The organism is Nonomuraea sp. NPDC052116, from assembly GCF_040680035.1.
Taxonomy (GTDB): domain Bacteria; phylum Actinomycetota; class Actinomycetes; order Streptosporangiales; family Streptosporangiaceae; genus Nonomuraea; species Nonomuraea angiospora_A.
The window spans coordinates 1-2,256 of sequence record NZ_JBFAWA010000101.1 but is presented as its reverse complement, the minus strand read 5'-3'; the positions used below and the strand labels follow the sequence as shown (position 1 = coordinate 2,256).

Sequence of the window (2,256 nt, the reverse complement as noted above, 5' to 3'; positions counted from 1 at the left end):
TCTCCAGCCCGCCCATGGTGCCGGCCATCGAGATCGGCCCCGACTGGTCGGTGATCAGGATGTCGTCGGGGTCGAGCTCGCGTACGACGTGGTCGCGCGGCCAGCGACCGCCCGACGCGCGGCGAGCCGCCGCAGGCGGCACGCCCTTGAACCTGTAAGGAAGGTTGTCGCCGCGAACGGCTCTGAGCTACTAGTGACTACCAGCCCTGGGGTAGATCGTTCGGCCTTCGAGTCCACCACCATCGGGTCTCGTTCCCCTCCGCGAGAGGCCGCCAGTACTGCGCAAGCTCAGCGCCGCCGTCCTCATGCGTCACAGCGCGAAAGCGCTGGTCGAGGCGGTCCAGAGCGCTGGCGAGCTTCGTGCGAGCCATCCCATGCAGAGCCTCGCAGTACTCTTCCAGACCATCTCGAACCGTCAGGTCATTGATGTACTCGTAGACCATGTAACGGTCCTGGCCGCGCGACCACTCCTCCATCTCGTTGATCAAGCATTCCCACCCCTTGAGAGAGGAGAGAACGCCATAGATCGGTTCCTCGACCTGCGCCGCGTGTTCGGGCGCCAGACCCTCCTTCTCCAGAGCGAGGCGCTGAAGATCGAGGACACTGATCATCTGGCGCTCGTCGGGAGTGAGACTTCCGGTCAGAGCCTCCGCCTCACTCCCACTCCGCGCACTGCGAGTCATCACTCCCCGTCGCTGGTCGTCAGGCCGACCGGGCAGGCCACGCCCGTCCCGCCGATGCCGCAGTAGCCGTTCGGGTTCTTGAACAAATACTGCTGGTGGTAGCGCTTGGCTTCGCGCTACAGATCCAGTTGGGAGGACTTCAGCCGGCTCGAAGGGCAGCGACCGCTTCGACGAGGCCCGCCGCCTCCAAAGCGTCGAGCACATCATCAACGGTCTCCGGCGGGCTGGTCCGTGAGTCCGCGATCTGCTGCACACAAGCCCAGACGACCCTTCCGTCCAGGTCGATTTGGTCCAGCACGAAGTCATCGGGCGACTTCACCTCGATATCCCATGGAGCCAAGTAGTCGGCAGGGAAGTCCTTGAGATTCGACGTAACGATGACCTTCGCACCCACCTTGATCGCCGCAGCCAGCACATGCCGATCATCGGCGTCGGGAAGTTTCAGCCCTTCGATCAGTGGCTCATACCCCTCGACAAGGCAGTCTCGGACAGCGGAGTTCATCAGGCGCCGGAGCTTGTCGAGCTTCTCCGCAGGAATGTCGGGCCGGTTGGCGGCGAGGTTGCGCTGCATCTCGTCAAGGATGCCGTTGGTCCACCTGGCTTGCACCCGTCCCGCCATGGCGAGACGAATGAGCAGGTCACGCAGGGTGTTGCCGTACAACACGTTCGCGTCGTAGACCACCACGAATGTCATGGCTCAGATGCCCAGCTCTTGCCCCAGCGCAGCGAGTTCGTCGGCCGCGGTCCGGCGCTTGGCGTCATCGCGACGCTTGTATTCCTGGAGATCCTCGTACTTGATTCGGCGGTGCTTGCCGATCAACCGGAAGGGAATCTCTCCCGTTTCCAGAAGTTTGATCACATACGGGCGTGAGACGTGCAGCATGTCCGCCGCTTGCTGTGTCGTCAGCTCAGCATGCGACGGAATCACTGTGACTCCGCGCCCTTCGGCTGCTTGGGCAAGGATGAAGGCAAGCAGAGTCACGGCTTCACGAGGCAGGATCAAGGGGTCCTCGTCCCCGTGCTCACCTACGACATGTACGGTCGGCTGCTCGGGATACCGCATGAGGTAATCCTTGATCCGGCGTACCGCGCGACCGGCCACCTCGGCATCGATGCTTCCCGGCTGAACTCGCTTGGCCTGCACGTCAGTCATGAGTCACCCCCTCTCCGCAGTATCCGCAACAGACGAAATAAACGCAAGCAAAATCGCTAGCGGCTTACGGGCGCACACGGTCGAAGCTCGCCATCAGCAGGATCACGGACATACCGCTGTCCCAGAGGTCCGGACGAGCGAAGAAGGTGTGGATCTCCACGAGGCCGGTGCGGGAAGGGGAGGCCCCGAGCCGGGCACGACACCCGGCCGCTCGTTCAAGCCTGCCAGGAGGACCGCGTCCAGGCCTTGGGCCAGAATGCCGTGCCCTTTGGTGCGCTCTAGCCCTTGATCGAAACCGGCAGGCCGGGCGATCAAGAGCTAGAACCTAGTGGGCCGTCCCGGAACGTTGACCGGGTAATTGATCTCGGCTGGTGAACCCGTCAGGCTGGCTGCCTCTGAAGCTGGGAGGTAGTCGTGGCT

At 63.2% G+C, this 2,256-nt stretch carries 3 protein-coding genes and 1 pseudogene; all 4 read right to left on the bottom strand.

The features are described from left to right. Positions 1–197 precede the first annotated feature (197 nt). A complete protein-coding gene (locus AB0L65_RS62830; RefSeq protein WP_364267586.1) occupies positions 198–611 on the bottom strand; it encodes a hypothetical protein in 414 nt (137 codons plus the stop codon). A 71-nt stretch (positions 612–682) separates the two neighbouring features. Next, positions 683–793: pseudogene (locus AB0L65_RS62825) on the bottom strand (peptide-methionine (S)-S-oxide reductase); the annotation flags it as partial. Positions 794–822: 29 nt separating this feature from the next. Then, the gene (locus AB0L65_RS62820; protein ID WP_364267583.1) at positions 823–1,377 is read right to left on the bottom strand and encodes a PIN domain-containing protein; all 555 of its coding nucleotides are present in this window, start codon (positions 1,375–1,377) and stop codon (positions 823–825) included. 3 nt (positions 1,378–1,380) lie between these two features. Beyond that, positions 1,381–1,836: a helix-turn-helix domain-containing protein gene (locus tag AB0L65_RS62815; RefSeq protein ID WP_364267580.1), complete on the bottom strand. Its 456-nt coding sequence runs from the start codon at positions 1,834–1,836 to the stop codon at positions 1,381–1,383. Positions 1,837–2,256 lie beyond the last annotated feature (420 nt).